Raw genomic sequence first — 14901 nt, 5'->3', positions numbered from 1 at the left:
GACCCCGCACCCGCTTCCCCGCGTCGTAACCGATTGCCTCGCCACCCTCGCAACTCCTCACCGACTGGGAATCCAGCACCGCAGCCGAGGGCTGCGGGTCACGCCCGTCCACCGCCCGAACCCGATCGCGCAAGGTGTCGTGCACCCGCTGCCACGAACCATCCAGCGTCCACTCACGAAACCACCGGTACGCCACACTCCACGGAACCAAATCATGCGGCACCATCCGCCACGCACACCCACTGACCAGCACATACAAAATGGTGTCCACCACCAGCCGCCGATCATGCACTCTCGGTCGACCACCCAATCGCCGATGCACCACCGGCAACAACGGCTCGATCACCGACCACTGCGCATCAGTCAACGACGAGGCATACACAGGCACACAGCTACACCGACACACCCACAAAGATGACCACAAACCACCCAACAAAGATCAACTACCACACCCGCGTCCACCAACAGAGCCGGGTTTCACCACACCCTCTCAGCCCTCGCGGGTGATCACGGTGAACGGGCCGACGTCCTGCTTGCGGAACGCCGGATCGTCGAACAGGGCGGCGTCGAACGTCACCTCGCGGTACCCGATGTTGGGCTCACGCGGGAAGATGTCGAACGAGACGCGCATCGTGTACCCCTCGTCGGAGCGCCGGAAGACGAAGGCCTCGGGATCGCGGAACCTGCTCTCGTCCAACGCTTTCTTGAACGAGGCCGCGTCGGTGCTCGCCGCCCAGGTGTCGATCTGCTCGTTGCGGCCGAGGTAGTCGGCGAGCGGGTTGGCCCAGCCGGAGATGGTCGTCTGGAACCCGTGGTACGGCCGCAGCGCGAGCAGGTCGGTGAACGTGGTGAGCAGCGTGATGTCGGTGGGGGCCTTGCCCGTCATCGACTCGATCGTCCGCGTCAGCTCACCGGACCAGTAGCCGTCCTGGTCGGTCTCCCGGTCGGCGAGGGCGTTCGTGCCGTCGAGGTCGTAGTCCTTGGCGGCCGCGTCCAGGTAGCCGGGCACCAGGCTCCGCTTGTCCCCGCGTGCCTCCTGCCCGACGGCGACGACGGCCAGCACCGCGACCACGCCCATCACCAGGTTGCGCTGCAGCACCCGGGACGCGCGCGGGGCGGGAACCGCGTCGAAGACGTGGCCGAACCGGGTGAGCAGCCACCGCAGTACCTCCGTGGCGGCGAGCGCGCCCGCGCACCACAGCGCCACCTCCAGCAGGGGTTCCACCCGGAACGGCAGCAGCGTCAGTGGAACGAGCAGGGCGGCCGTCGAGATGGCGTACCAGGCGTAGCAGGCGAGCACGACGCCGGACAGTGCCCTGGCCAGTGCACTGCGTCGCCAGGCGAGCAGCAGCCAGCCGGTACCGGTCAGGCAGACCAGGCCCGCCACGGAGAAGTCCAGCATCGGCGTCGGCAGCAGCGCGCCGATCTCCGGAAGGTAGCGCAGAGCGGTACTGCCGGACACCGGATCACGCAGTACGGCCAGCAGATACGGCGTCCACAGCAACAGCGTCAGCGGCAGAGCCGCGACACCGATGCCGAGCACCCGTGGCACGAGCGTCCGCAGCACTGCCCCGGCGGACCTGCCCGAACGCCTGCCCGCCACCAGCGCGGCGACGGCGAACACCGCCAGCAGGAAGCCGAAGAACCCGAAGGCGAGCGTGTAGACGGCCGCACTGACCCCGAGGAACCCGCCGATCAGCAGCACCGCACCGAGGACGGTGCGCCGGGACAGCGTGCCCGCGTCCCGGAACAGCGCCCAGGCGATCGCGGCCAGCGGCGGGATCACCGCCAGCGTCAGCCAGGAGTACGGCTCGTAGGCGGCGCCGCGGATGGCGACCATGCCCGTCGCGACGGCGAGCAGCAACGCGATCCGGCGCGGTACGACCACGCTCCACAGCACGAACACCAGCGCCGCCGCGACGGCGACGGTGGCGATGGCATACGGCTTGTAGAACTCGTAGCCGGGGACGCCGAACAGGTCCGCCAGCCGTCCGCCGACCCAGAACCAGCCTGCCGGGTAGAAGGGCGGCAGGTCGGCGTAGTTCAGGTCGGTCAGCGCCGGGGATTCGGCCAGCCGCGCCAGGTACTGCACCCGCGGGGTCTGGTCCCAGCTCACGCCGCCGAGGTAGAACCGGCTGCCGGCGAGCGCGAACGACAGCCACAGCGTGCCGATCGCTCCGGCGCCGCCCCAGGCGAGGGGGGTGGCCCAGCGCGGCCAGTGGCTGCGCACGGCCAGGAGCAGGAGCAGCCCGGCGGTGGCGGCGATGGCGAAGCCGGAGTACGCGTTGGGCACCTGCGAACCCGGCGGGATCGGCAGCGCCTCGACCAGGAGCTGGAGGGCGGCACTGACCAGCGCGGCCACCAGGACGGCTGGGAGCAGTTCGACGGCGGCCCGGCGCAGCGAGCCCGCCTCGATCTGGACGGTCATCGGTGTTCGGCGTTCCGTTCGTGCGTGTGCTGACTCGATCTCGCCGGCCACCCTCAGTCCTGGACCGGGGCGACGCCCTCGGCGTGCCTGCGGGCGAGCTGCCGGTAGATCTCGGCGTTGTGCTCCACCCAGACGCGGGCCGAGTCGGTCAGCGGAACGTGCTTCTTCGCCGGGCTGCCCATGGCGATCACCTCGGGCGGGACGACGGAGCCCGGCGTCACCGTGGCTCCGGCGGCGACCAGCGCTCTCGCCCCGATCTCAGCCTTGTCCAGCACGGTCGATCCGTTGCCGATCAAGGCCTGCTCGCCGACCGTGCAGTCGTGCACCAGGCACATGTGCCCGACGGTGACGTTGCGGCCGATCTCGCACACGCCGTCGTTGACGTGCAGCACGGAGTTGTCCTGGATGTTGGCGCCCTCGCCGATGACGATCCGGCCGAAGTCGGCGCGGACGACCACGCCGTACCAGACGGAAGCGTCCTTCTCCACGATCACGTCACCGATCAACGTGGCGGTCGGGGCGATCCAGGCGTCCGGGTGCACGGTCGGGCTGACGCCCTCGAAGGAGAACAGCGGCATGCGCCCAGCCTAAGCGCCGCCTCGGCGCGGCCGGATGGGGGCCGGATGGGGGCCGGGGCGAAACCGTGGCCCGCCCTCGGCGACCGTCCACCGCAATTCGTCGGCGCATCGCGGTCGGGAGAACGCGATATGCCGACGAATTGCGATGCGGCAACCTCGAGTGACCGGTTGTCGCACCATTTCCGGTCACGAATTCCGCGCGATCACCTGCGGTGACGAATTCACGAATTCGCCACCCGTTCGTGCACCTGGCGTCCGGTAGCGGACTCTCCTACCGTGGGACCCCCAATTCCCGTCGCCTGCACAACCGATCGTGCTGCCGTCGTGGCGTGACACAACGGCGACTCCCGGAATCCGCTCCGCAAAGCTCTTCGTATCGGGAGACATCCGCACATGCACGAGCCCTCATCGGCCGCCAGAGCCGGGCTGCTGACCAAACGATCCCTGGTGATCGCCTCACACGCGGTGGAGCACGCCGCGCTCGCCGACATCGACCTCGGTGACGCCGTCGTGATCGCGATGTTCCAGCGGCTGCCCTATTTCGACCGCGAACGGGAGGTGTACGCGAAGATCGCCGCCCGGGCCGCGGTGACCGTCGTCGGCATGGTCGACCAGGGCCGTCCCGATCTGCCGCCGGGCGTCACCCCGGTGTTGCTGCGGCCGGACGAATGGCTCTCCCGCGAATGGTCCGTGGTCGTCCTCTCGCCCACGTTCGGCGCCTCGGTGATCGCACACGACCTCGAGGACGTGGACGGGCAGGGCGTCTCGCTGGAATCGTCGCGCTTGTTCCGTGGCCGCTGGGGAATGCGCCGGGACGAGGCGTACGCCGAAGTGGTCCGGCTGCGCGACCTGCTCAGCGACCGCCTCCCGCCGATGGTGCGGCAGCGCATCGACGCCACGCTGAACAGCGTGCTCAGCCCGGCGGCGCTGGACATCGAGCAGCGCGCCGAAGCGGCACTGCGGCATGTGTCCGGACGGCTGCAGGTACAGCGCGAGGAAGCGGCGAGAGCGATCGAACAGGTCCGGCAGGAACGGGGCCACGGCAGGGATCCCGGCACCGGGCTGCACACGCTCGCCTCGATCGAACCGTGGGTCGGCGTCGCCGCCGACACCGTCTCGCTGGGACTGACACTGGTGCGCGTCGACGAACTGGCGGACGTGCACGCCCGTTTCGGCACCAGGGCGGGAATCCACACCGAACACAACATCGCCGAACTGCTGCGGCACGACCTGCGCCCGCTGGACCGGGCCGTGCGGATCCGCACCGAGGAGTTCCTGCTCATCCAGCCGGCGGTCACCGAGCGGGTACTGGACGACACCGGCCGCCAGATCAACGACCGGCTGAGTTCCCTGCAGGCCACCTATCCGTTCGTCGAGCTCAATCCGAGCATCGCCAGCACGCTCACCCGGCGCCGTCCGCTGCCGCTGCCCGCGTTGCGGGCACAGCTCCCGGCGGTCGCGCACGCTCCGGTGTGGCCGCGCGCGGAGCCCGCACCACCCCGCGGACACGGGCGCACGGCGCTGGCGACCCGCTCGCACCGCTGGTTCGGTTGACGGGTTCGGCTTACCGGTTCGGAACCGGATCACCGGCAGCGGCTCGCGAGGACGCAGAACTCGTTGCCCTCCGCAATACCGCACATGTGACATCTTCGAGCCGGCGGAAGGTGATCGGACGACATCCGTTGTCCTCTTGTCCGGCCCACGGCCCGCCCGATGGGTCAACGTGACCCCTCGGGTTCCCAGGTCGGCAAGCTGTGCGGCACGCCGCGTTCCCGGAGCGGGATTCCCACTCCTCCGGTTCCGATGGTGAATTCCGGTGCCCGGCCGTCTCCGGGGCGCGGCGCGCACCGCCCACAACTCGTCGTCGCCTTTAACGGCTTCGGCCGAACCACCGGACCATCAGTCCTGGAGTGGTCCAACCTCCTTGGAGATCATTTCGTTAGGAGCTCCAGCGCCAACGAGGCCGTCACGAAGTGTCGTTGCGGTACCAACTGTCCACATGCGCGAGCAAGCAACAGTGGCGCGGATGAGTAGTCCCACTCAGCCGCGCTGAGCAATCATCGGCACATGCCACCCGGTGGGGTACTCGAATCACTTCGATATGGCTGACAGCATCCGAACGGTGTCGTAACGTCACAACCACATCGGCTCGGGAGGGGAAGCCTGGTCATGTCTGGGTACGAAGCGGTCATCGAGACGGTGCGGCAGGCTGGACAAGCCGCCAGCGGCGCCTCCGAGGCGATCGCGGGGGTCGACGCCGCTGGCCGGTTGCCGACCGGCGAATCAGGCATGCCGGGCGGCCGGATCGTCGGCAAGATCGACGCTCTCCGCTCAGCGTGGCAGGAGCGCACCCGGAGCCTGAGTACCGGATTCTCCGAGGTGTCCGGTTCGCTCGGCCAAGCGGCGCAGCTCTACAGCTCGAACGAGCAAGCCGCGCAAACCGACCTCCATCACGCAGCCAGTGCCGGCGGACGGAAGGCGCTCTGATGGTCACCTGGGCAGACGTCCTGCGGTGGGACCCAGCGCCGGCCCAGCAAGTGGTCGGCCCCCTCAACGCCGAGTTCCAGGAACTTCACGGTGCGTCGGACGAGCTGCGTGCCGCCGCGAGCGTCGAAGGCTGGTCCGGCCCCGCGGCCGAGGCCGCGACCGGCCGGGTCAACCAGCTCGTGGACGCGGCCGAGGAACTTGCCGCCGAACTGGGCGCGGCACGCCGCGCGTTCGGTGATATCGGCGACGCGATCACCGGAGTCGTGCACGCTCGGGAAGAAGCACTCGGACTCGCCCAAGCCCAGTGCTTCACCATCGGCCCGGACGGGGCGATCAGCGACCAGGGGCCACCGCCGGGCACCCCGCCCGACCAGGCCGAAGCCGTAGCCGCCGAGCGCCAACGCACCGCCGAGGAACTCAAGGACCGGGTCGAACAGGTGCTCCGGCAGGCCGAGGACATCGACTCCGACGCCTGCGCCGTTCTCGACGAGATGCTCTCCGGCACGATGGTCGACAGCTCGGGCAACGACAACACCAACACCAGCCTCTCCTCGTTCGGCGACGCCGGATTCACCCTGGGCGGCCTGTCCATTCTTGCGCCGCCCGCCGAAGGCGCGACCGTCGCGCAGAACGCCGCCTGGTGGTCCACCCTGTCGCAGAACCAGCAACGCCGACTCATCGCCGACCGGCCCGAACTGGTCGGCAACCGCGACGGCGTCACAGGCTGGGCACGCAACGACGCCAACCTCGCCCTGATCGGCAAGGAACGCACCACCCTGCAAAGCGCACGCGCCGACCTGCAAGGCCAAATCGACAAACTCACCAACGGCCCCGGCCATCAAAACACCCGTAACGTCCTGCAAGCCGAGATCACCAAATTCAACGACAAACTCGCCGGACTCGACTCGGTAGACAGAATGATGCTCGACCCACGAACCAAGCAGCCAAAGCCGGACCACCAACTTCTGTCCCTGGATATGAGCGGCGACACCGCCATGGCCGCCGTCGCCACCGGCAACATCGACACCGCCAAACACGTCGGCGTCTTCACCCCCGGAATGAACTCCAACGTCCAAAACGGCATGGCTGGCTACGTCAATGACATGAACGAGATGCGTCAATACGCCAACCAAATGCTCAAGGATCCCAGCAGGCAGTCAGTTGCGATGGTGACATGGCTGGGTTACGAACCACCCACGACGCGGGTCGAGGATCTGGACGAACTCCTTACCGGTAATCCTGCCAACGAGGGCGCGGAAAAGCTCGCCAAGTTCCAGGAAGGGATCAACGCTTCCCGGCTCGACGACGATCAGCCCCATCTGACCGCGCTCGGACACTCCTACGGATCGACCACGACAGGTATCGCGCTCACCCAAAGCCACGGAGTGGACGACGCCATTTTCTTCGGCTCACCCGGAATCTCCGAAGGCGAGAATCCCGCCCAGGTAGCCGCAAACCTCCACGTTCCCGAAGGGCACGCTTACAACCTCTCCGCCGAGGGCGATGCCATCGCCAACGTCATACCTTACGGCGACCGATACGGACCACCCCTGGAACACATGCAAGGAATGAACCAACTCTCCACCGAACAACACGGCCCAATGATCGCCTCACAGGGACACAGTGAGTACGCCGTGGGCGACGGCCAGATGTCCACCAGCGAACACAATATGGCTGCAATTATAGCCGGACAACCAGAACTGGCAGTACAAAAACAATGAAACGGCCCTTCGTGATCCAACAACGTACACGGCCACTCGCAAAACTGGCGGTCGCACTCGCCTGCACCTCCGCACTAGCTGCATGCGGAGACAACGACGCCGACCGCTACCTCAACAACGACACCTCACGAGAAGACATGAGCCTGCAACAACAATGGGACGAACTCATGAAACGCCCCAACATAGACGAGGCTAAAACTCGACACGACGAGATGCTGCGAAAGATCACGGAAAAACTGAGTACTGACCTACAATTGCCTCCCTGGCAGCAAAGTGACGAAGTCAGCACAAACACTGGTTGCAATGATTTCAAGGAAGTTGATGCGTGGGATGCGGTTAATCTATTACTAGGAGGCAGCACGAACCCTGTTCCAATTTCCACTGATCAATGGCCACAAGCCATTGAAGTAGTAAAGAGCGTGGCCGGTCAGCATGGTTTCACCGCGCCAGGACTCGAAGTAAACAAGGGCGACTACCACGAGTTGAATATTTCCGACTCCTATGGGGCAAGTCTACGGATAATTGCTGGCGCAGGAGAGGCAGATGGCAAGAAAGGCACCATCGTGGGTATCAACACCGGCTGCCATTTGCTTCCTGAATCCAAGCAGCGCGGCGTCCCGGCCAATGGTGCTCAACCAGGCTCATAACGGCATCGATCTCGTCGGCTGCTATCAAGACTGGATAGGTGTCGTCCACCCCCTGGGCGGCCAGGAACTCCCGGCGCACCTATGCGCCGGGGCTCCGTTGCTGCTGAGAACGCTGTGTCACATGTGAGGCAATCCCTCCGGGTCCAGGAGCACGACCCAGCTCGCATCGCCCTGACCGAGGCCGGCGTGCCGCACCCCCAGTTCGAGCAGGCGGTGGACCTCCTCGTCCTGTTCCCTGTCGACCGGGTTGACGTCAAGGTGCAGCCGGTTCTTGACGGTCTTGCCCTCCGGGACGCGCGCGAACGCCAACGTCGGTGGTACCGGCCACCGACGGTCCGTGCCCTCCGGTACGGCGGGCGAGCCGATGGTGACGATCCGTCGGCCTCCTGCGGCTCGGCATCCCGCATCTCGTAGCCGAGGACCGCGCACCGGACACCGCGACCCCGGACGGTTCACCGGGATTCGAACGCGATGCCACCCGTTCGAATGAAATTCCGCGGACGGCCCCGGCACCTGAAGCGCGGCGGCTCGCCCGGCCTCGCGGGAGATGACGGGAGACAGCCATCCGGCCGGCCGGACACACGACTCGGGGCCCCTTTCCGCGACTGCGGAAAGGGGCCCCGAGCTGGGAGCCGCCTAGGGGAATCGAACCCCTGACCTATTCATTACGAGTGAATCGCTCTGGCCGACTGAGCTAAGGCGGCACACTTCTCACGAACTCTCGTTCGTGCGCGGCCAAGTGTAGCGGTAGGGCGCGCGTCACCTCACGCCCCCGGTGTCGTTAGATGAACCGACGCCGGTACGCACTGGCTTCCCGACTCTTCCTTCCAGGAGGAACCTTCTGATGCGCGGACGCCCGCCACGCTCGTTGGCCCTGCCTCTCACGGCGGCCCTGCTGCTGCTGACCGCAGGCCCTGCCCTGGCGCAGGAGACGACGATCCCCACCACGCCGATCCCGGAGCCCGGAATGCCGGGCCAGCCGCCGATCTCCTCGCCCCAGGTGCCGACACCGCTCGGCCGAGCCGTCGGTGACGCGGGGGCCGCACTCGGCGTGCTCCGCCTGCTGCCGGAGGCCGTGCAGACCAGCGCGATCCTGCCCGGGCTCGGCGAGGAGCTGCCGAAACAGGCGCTCGCCGAGGCGGGCCTTGGCCTGTCCAGTGCGCAGGCCAACTCCGAGGCGTACCTGACCTACGAGCGGTCGATCGCGCAGGCGTCCCCCACCGGCCTCAGCGTGGCGGGCAACGCCCCGCAGACGCCGGGGTCCCTCGTGCAGACCGCGCTGCCGGACAACCCGGAACCGACCACCGGGGGCTTCAACGCCCCGGAGAACCCGCTGCTCAACGTCGGCCTGCTGAACGGCAGCGCCCACGCCCGCTGGAGCGACACACTCGGCCCGTGCGTCGGCACCATCTCCGACGCCACCACCTCGCTGGCGAGCCTGTCCGCGGTCAACGTCATCCCGACGATCCCCGGCGCCGACCAGGTGACCGGCCCGCTGCGGGAAGGGCTCGAGAACCTGCCCGGCCCGCTCTCCAGCCTCGGCGGCATGCTCGGCGGCGGCGCCGAGCCAAGCCAGACCGGTGACGGTTCGCTGCTGAGCCTGCCGAACACGCTGTCCTCACGCTCCACGGTGCGCCTGGTGGACATGCCGGAATCGGAGCGCAAGGCCGTCGAGTCGACGTCCACGCTGCAGGCGGCGGACATCAACATCCTGCAGGGCACCCCGCTGCAGACGTCGATCAAGGTCGCCAGCCAGCCCACGCTGCGGGTGACCTCGACCGGCGACAAGGAGACCTCGAAGGTCGACTACACGGCACCGGTGCTGACCGTGGCGCTTCCCGGGCAGGACCCGATCACGATCGACGCGGCCAACCCGACGGCGGACATCCCGATCGGCATCCCGCTGCCCGGCCTGGAGCAGATCACCGGCTTCGAGGGAGTCGAGGACGTTCCGGTGCTCGGTGACGTCGCGAAGATCGCCGGCGAGGGTGGCGGCCTGTTCAAGCCGCTGACCGATCTGGCGCAGGAGCGCGTGCTCGACATCGGCGTGCTGAAGCTGAGCATCGCCGCCCTGGACGAGAAGTCGATGGACATGACGGACCCGTTCACCGGCCTGCAGCTCGGCGCCTCGGCGCGGCTGCTCGACCTGCAACTCCTGCCGACGAACGCGCTCAAGGACGCCCTTCCGGAGCAGGTCCGCGACCAGCTCCCGTCCTCGCTGCTGCAGCTCTCCCTCGGCGAGCAGGTGGCCAGGGCGTACGCCCCGGCCGGTGGCGTCGAGTGCGGCACGGCGGCACCGCCCGCCCCCGCCCCGCCGGGTGGCGGCGAGGCGCCTCCGGGCGTGCCGGACGAGCTGGCACAGACCAGCGCCGCGTACTCCTCGGTGCCGATGTTCTGGACCGGCACCGCGATGCTGCTGATCGGCGCCGTGCTGGTGGCTGCGCTGCCCGGCAGGCGCAGGCAGACGGTCACCCTGACCGACCCGCCGCGCCCGTCACCGCGGCCACGCGACTAGATCCTGTCCCGCCGACGGCGGCTTCCTGGGAAGGGGAGCCGCCGTCGGCGTGTCCGGGTGTCGCTGGTGGTCCGCTCAGCCCTGGCGCAGCGTGGTGACCATGGCCTCGACGGCGATGCGCGGTTTGACGTTCCACAGGATCGCCTCGCGGCAGGCGAGCACCGCTTCCAGCCTGCGCAGCGTCGACTCCGGGCTCCACTGGGCGGCCGCGGTGGCCACCTCGGCCGCGCGGTCGGGATGGGTCAGCACGGTGCCGGACCGGCTGGAGGCGACCAGCACGTCGCGGTAGAACCCGGCGAGGTCCACCAGCGCCAGGTCGAGGGTGTCGCGGTGGGTTCGGGTGGCCCGCGACTTCTGCCGCTTCTCGAGCTGCTTGACGGCCGCGTCGGCGGAGCGTTTCGCCGAGGCGACGCCCTTCCCGGTGCCGTCGCCGCCCATCGCGGTGCGCAGTTCGGAGCGTTCCGACTCGTCACGGACCTTGCTCTCCTCGCCCGCGTCGGCCTCCGCGGCGACGATCAGCTCGTCGGCGCAGGCGAAGACGTCCGCGCCGGAGCGCAGGCCGAGCGGGATACGCAGCACGGAGGCCCTGCGGTCCCGGGCGTTCTGGTCGGTGGCGAGCCTGCGGGCCCTGCCGATGTGCCCGCCGCACACCGAGGCCGCCCACTCCGCCATGTCCGGTGCGACCCCGTCGCGTTCGTTCAGCACCCGCGCGATGGCCTCCGGCGGCGGGGTCCGCAGCGTCACCAGCCTGCACCGGGAACGGATCGTCACCGAGACGTCCTCCGGGTGGTCCGACGGCGCGCACAGCAGAAAGACGGTCCGGTCCGGCGGCTCCTCGACGGCCTTCAGCAGCGCGTTGGCCGCGCCCTCGGTGAGCCGGTCGGCGTCCTCGATGATGACGACCTGCCAGCGTCCCCCGGTCGGCCGCCTGGCCGCGGCCTGCACCAGCGCGCGCATCTCCGCCACCGAGATGGACAGCCCTTCCGGCACCACCAGCCGTACGTCGGCGTGTGTTCCGGCGAGAGCGGTCCGGCAGCCGGGACACTCGCCGCAGCCCATCCCGAGTGTGCACTCCAGGGCGGCGGCGAAGGTCCGGGCCGCCACCGAACGTCCCGAGCCGGGTGGGCCGGTGAGCAGCCAGGCGTGTGTCATCGAACCGGCCGCCGGGGTCTCCCCCTCGACGATCCGGGCCGCAGCCGCGGCCGCCGCGGCGAGCGTGTCCACCGCCGGTTCCTGCCCGACCAGTTGCCGCCACACGCCGATGCGGGCGGCGGTGGCACCGGGCCCCGCCTCGGTCACGGTCACGCGTCCTCCTTCGGGGCCAGCCCGGGCTGCCTGCCGACCAGCACCGCTCGCACCGCCGTGCGCACCCGTTCACCGACCTCGTCCGCGGTGCCCTCGGCGTCCACGACGACGTACCGGTCGGGGTCGGCGGCGGCCATCTCGGCGAGCAGGTTCTGTACCTGCCACTGGTCGCCGGAGATCGGCATCGACTGCTCGATCAGGGCACCGGGGTCGGTGTCCAGCAGGATCGTCACGTCCGGGCGCAGCCTGCCGGTTGCCCAGTCGGCGAGCCCTTCGAGTTCCTCCGAGTCCAGGCCAGCCACGGCGGAGAGGTGTGCCAGCGGCGAGTCGACGAAGCGTTCCATCACCACGATCGCGCCGGCGTCGAGGGCGGGCTGCACATCGCGTTCGACGATGTCGGCGCGGACCGCCGCGGCGGCGAGCGCCCTGGCCCGCGCACCGGTCAGCGAGGCACCGGACATCAGCGAGGCGAGCCGGGCGTCGTCGAGTGCGGGATCGGCGGCGAGCACCACCGGGTGGGTCCCGGTGCGCAGCCAGTCGGCGAGCCGGTCGGCGTGCGCCGCGGTGTCGGTGGCGGTGCTGCCCTCGACGGCGATCAGCAGGCCGTTGGCGCGGCGCGGCCTTCGGCGCAACACGTTGCGCAGATCGGCCAGGATCGGCTCGCTGCGGCGGGAGTCCATCTGCCGGTAGGCGAAGACGCCGACGAGCGCGGCCAGCAGGCCACCACCGAGCAGCACCGGCCGGGTGCCGTCGATGGTGATCGAGTTGCCGAGGAAGTCGAACGTGCGCGGCTGCGTGATGGCGACCAGTCCGGGGACCGCGGAGGTGGCGCCGAACAGGATCAGCTTCATCAGCGACTGGTAGATCGCGTTGATCCGGCCGCGGACCGCGTCCTCGACCTGGGTGCCGATGATGGTCACGCCGGTGAGGAAGGCGACGCCGGCACAGGCGCCGACGACCGCGACCGCCAGCAGCGACACGGCGAGATGCGGCGACAGCGCGACGATCAGCAGCGTCAGCCCGGCGGCGACGATGGAGATGCCGAACAGCCGGTCGTGCGGCAGCCGCCGCGCCAGCTTCGGCGCGGCGGCCATACCCGTCGCCGCACCGAGGAACGCGGAGACGAACAGCAGGGCGAACGAGGCGTCGCCACCGAGCAGGCTGGACGAGTACGGCTTGAGCGTGCCGATCACCGCGCCGCCCGCGGCGAAGGCGCCCATCATGCCGATGAGCAGGCCGCGGATCAGCTTGTTCGCCCGGATGAACCTGCCCGCGTCGCGGACCATGCTCCACAACCCGGACGGGCTCTCGTGCGAGCGTGCGCTCTGCTTGCCCGGCGCCGGCGGGATCTCCCCCGCCGGCTCGCCCATCGCCTCGCCCGCGGGCTGTCCCACCGGCTTGTCCGGTCTCGGCTCGCGCCGGGAGATCTCCGGGATGCGGGTGGCGACGATCAGCCCGCTGGCGAGGTAGAGCAGCGCGTTGATGAACAGGGCGATCTGGGCGAGGCCGAGTTCGCCGAAGATGTCCGGGGGCAGCCGGAACGTCGTCTCGATGCCGTAGAGGATCGCGAACAGGCCGCCACCGGTGAACACCGCGAGCCCGTAGGTCATCACCAGGCCGAGCTGTCCGGCGGTCTCCACCTGATCCGGACGGCGCAGCAGGTTCGGCACCGCCGCGTCCTTGGACGGGATCCACATCATCGCGCAGCAGCCGACGAGGAAGTTGCCGATGAACAGCCACCAGTTCGTGCCGACGACGGCGATGGAGATCAGCAGCAGGCAGCGCAGGACGTCGCAGATCACCATGACCTTGCGCCGGTCGAAGCGGTCGGCGAGCAGTCCGCCCAGCGGCGCGAACAGCAACCCGGGCAGGAGCTGGGTCAGCACCACGGCGCTGAACGCGAAGTTCTGCGCGGCGTAGTTGTCGGTGAGCTTGGTAGCGAAACTGGTCAGTGCCAGCAGCAGCAGCCAGTCGGCGGTGCTGCACAGGTACGTGACGCCCCACAGCCTGCGGAACGGCTTGATCGCCAGCACCCTGCGGGCGCGGTGCAGGGTCGAACCGTCGGAGTGCGTGGACGCGCCCGCACCGCTCGCATTCGCCTGTTCGCTGATGCGTCCCACCCCACACGTCTGCCCGGCACCCTGCGCACCCCTGTCGGCTCACACCGACGGTGACGACCAGGGTACTTCCGCAGACGCGCAGCTCAGCGCCGCACCACCGTTAGCACGGGCGGTAGTCGCGCCCGTACTGGTGGCGAACCCGTCCGGTTACGCCGCGAGCTGCGGCCGCGGGACGGTCGCGAAGCCCGCGCACGGGACGGTCAGAAGAGCGAGGAGATGCTGCTGATGAGGCTGGACAGCATCTGGATCGCCACGATTCCGAACACGACCATCAGCACGATCGCGATGATCACGCCGGTCGACCCGCTGGACGGCCGGAGGAAGCCGTCCCGGCGCGGACGGGCGGGAGGGGGCCGCTCGGCGGACCCCTCCGCACCCCCGGGCGCGGCCGTTCCCGGTGCGGGGTCTCCCGGCGCGGGGGCTTCGGGCCGGACGCGAACGTTGCGGCGCATCAGGTTCGGCCGGGTGGGCCAGTTCCGGCGCTGCTGTTGCGGCAGCATGCCCAGCGGCTCGGCCTGCGAGCCGTACGCCTCGACGCGGCCGTGGTCGGAACCCGGCTCGGAACCCGGCCGGGCCGGGGCCGCCGCGGGCTGCCCGGACTGCGCCGGGATGCGCGGCGAGGTCTGCTCGGTGACGTCCGGAGCCGGGGCCTGCGCGGCTTCGGCGGACTCCTGGGCGGGCCCGTCGAGTGGTCTGGTGTTGAACACGGGTCCCTCGTCGGCCATGGCCGCGTCGACCATCTGCCGAACCGCATCCGGATCCGGGGCGACCGGGTCGGCGATCCGCACGACCGACGAGTCGTTCCGGGATTCCTGGCTCTCGAATCCGGTGACCAGCCCGGACAAGGGGTCGGCGAAGTCTGCGGACGTCCCGGAGGCCTGGGTGCCGTCTCCGTTCGCCTGCGCACGCTCTCGCACGGTAACCACTCCTATACGACAGGTTTCCGTGTACAGGGTAGCGATCGCCCTTGCGGGCGCATCCACCCAACGGGCGCTGTCCACGTCACACGCCACGAGGCGCGCGTACGCTCGGTCACCCTCGCCGATCCCGCGACCCGCTCGACGCGGCGCGCCCCCACCTGGCCCGACGACAGCTCGACC

Annotated in this window: 12 protein-coding genes and 1 tRNA gene; 5 read left to right on the top strand and 8 right to left on the bottom strand. The window is 69.3% G+C overall.

What is annotated here, in order from left to right; all coding sequences use genetic code 11:
* The 3 genes from CFN78_RS11365 to CFN78_RS11355 form a co-directional block, all read right to left on the bottom strand.
* A partial coding sequence (locus tag CFN78_RS11365; RefSeq protein WP_205660492.1) for a transposase occupies positions 1 to 406 on the bottom strand: 406 nt, incomplete at its 3' end.
* A gap of 84 nt (positions 407 to 490) precedes the next feature.
* A complete protein-coding gene (locus CFN78_RS11360; protein ID WP_133116327.1) occupies positions 491 to 2428 on the bottom strand; it encodes an arabinofuranosyltransferase in 1938 nt (645 codons plus the stop codon).
* A 53-nt stretch (positions 2429 to 2481) separates the two neighbouring features.
* On the bottom strand, positions 2482 to 3006 hold the full coding sequence (locus CFN78_RS11355) for a gamma carbonic anhydrase family protein (protein WP_094862672.1): 525 nt from the start codon (positions 3004 to 3006) through the stop codon (positions 2482 to 2484).
* 393 nt (positions 3007 to 3399) lie between these two features.
* Here CFN78_RS11355 and CFN78_RS11350 point away from each other — a divergent pair, with 393 nt between their 5' ends.
* From CFN78_RS11350 to CFN78_RS11335, 4 genes are all read left to right on the top strand, one after another.
* Positions 3400 to 4560 carry a DICT sensory domain-containing protein gene (locus CFN78_RS11350; RefSeq protein WP_094862671.1) on the top strand — a complete coding sequence of 387 codons (1161 nt, stop codon included), beginning with the start codon at positions 3400 to 3402 and terminating at the stop codon, positions 4558 to 4560.
* A 615-nt stretch (positions 4561 to 5175) separates the two neighbouring features.
* A complete protein-coding gene (locus CFN78_RS11345; protein ID WP_094862670.1) occupies positions 5176 to 5493 on the top strand; it encodes a hypothetical protein in 318 nt (105 codons plus the stop codon).
* The gene (locus tag CFN78_RS11340; RefSeq protein WP_094862669.1) at positions 5493 to 7214 is read left to right on the top strand and encodes an alpha/beta hydrolase; all 1722 of its coding nucleotides are present in this window, start codon (positions 5493 to 5495) and stop codon (positions 7212 to 7214) included. Before CFN78_RS11345 ends, CFN78_RS11340 begins: the two co-directional genes overlap by 1 nt.
* A gap of 11 nt (positions 7215 to 7225) precedes the next feature.
* On the top strand, positions 7226 to 7861 hold the full coding sequence (locus CFN78_RS11335) for an LppA family lipoprotein (protein ID WP_165777516.1): 636 nt from the start codon (positions 7226 to 7228) through the stop codon (positions 7859 to 7861).
* 117 nt (positions 7862 to 7978) lie between these two features.
* Here CFN78_RS11335 and CFN78_RS30200 read toward each other — a convergent pair whose 3' ends face one another.
* Entirely contained in the window at positions 7979 to 8170 is a 192-nt protein-coding gene (locus CFN78_RS30200; RefSeq protein ID WP_338065521.1) for a VOC family protein, read from the bottom strand.
* A gap of 321 nt (positions 8171 to 8491) precedes the next feature.
* Positions 8492 to 8565: transfer RNA gene (locus CFN78_RS11325), tRNA-Thr, on the bottom strand.
* A gap of 140 nt (positions 8566 to 8705) precedes the next feature.
* Between CFN78_RS11325 and CFN78_RS11320 the strand changes: the two genes are divergently transcribed.
* Positions 8706 to 10376 (top strand): hypothetical protein, encoded by a 1671-nt coding sequence (locus CFN78_RS11320; RefSeq protein ID WP_094862667.1) that lies wholly within the window; start codon positions 8706 to 8708, stop codon positions 10374 to 10376.
* Positions 10377 to 10451: 75 nt separating this feature from the next.
* Here CFN78_RS11320 and CFN78_RS11315 read toward each other — a convergent pair whose 3' ends face one another.
* From CFN78_RS11315 to CFN78_RS11305, 3 genes are all read right to left on the bottom strand, one after another.
* Complete coding sequence (locus CFN78_RS11315; RefSeq protein WP_240519388.1) at positions 10452 to 11681, bottom strand: DNA polymerase III subunit delta'; 1230 nt, start codon at positions 11679 to 11681, stop codon at positions 10452 to 10454.
* Entirely contained in the window at positions 11678 to 13801 is a 2124-nt protein-coding gene (locus tag CFN78_RS11310) for a bifunctional MFS transporter/dTMP kinase (RefSeq protein WP_240519387.1), read from the bottom strand. The genes CFN78_RS11315 and CFN78_RS11310 overlap by 4 nt, the downstream gene beginning before the upstream one ends.
* Before the next feature lie 200 nt (positions 13802 to 14001).
* On the bottom strand, positions 14002 to 14718 hold the full coding sequence (locus CFN78_RS11305; RefSeq protein WP_240519386.1) for a hypothetical protein: 717 nt from the start codon (positions 14716 to 14718) through the stop codon (positions 14002 to 14004).
* Positions 14719 to 14901 lie beyond the last annotated feature (183 nt).

This window comes from Amycolatopsis antarctica, from assembly GCF_002262875.1.
GTDB classification, from domain to species: Bacteria; Actinomycetota; Actinomycetes; order Mycobacteriales; family Pseudonocardiaceae; genus Amycolatopsis; species Amycolatopsis antarctica.
The sequence above is the reverse complement of the archived record's forward strand: the minus strand, read 5'-3'. Positions and strand labels throughout refer to the sequence as shown.